Annotated in this window: 2 tRNA genes; both read left to right on the top strand. The window is 46.9% G+C overall.

Features of this window, described 5'->3' with window-relative positions:
• Positions 1 to 77: transfer RNA gene (locus tag Q1B07_RS26980), tRNA-Pro, on the top strand.
• A gap of 13 nt (positions 78 to 90) precedes the next feature.
• A tRNA-Gly gene (locus Q1B07_RS26975) sits at positions 91 to 164 on the top strand.
• Positions 165 to 243 lie beyond the last annotated feature (79 nt).

Below are 243 nucleotides of genomic sequence, written 5' to 3'. Positions count from 1 at the left end.
CGGGAAGTAGCTCAGCTTGGTAGAGCACTTGGTTTGGGACCAAGGGGTCGCAGGTTCGAATCCTGTCTTCCCGACCAGTGGAGTCACTTTGCGGGTGTAGTTTAGTGGTAAAACCTCAGCCTTCCAAGCTGATGATGAGGGTTCGATTCCCTTCACCCGCTCCAAAAATGATCTTTGAAAACTAAACAAAACCAAGCGTGCCAACGTTAATTTCGATTAACAAACAACGTACTAACTAGTACA

The organism is uncultured Metabacillus sp. (genome assembly GCF_947503125.1).
Taxonomy (GTDB): Bacteria; Bacillota; Bacilli; order Bacillales; family Bacillaceae; genus Metabacillus.
This window is presented reverse-complemented; position numbering and strand designations above follow the sequence as displayed.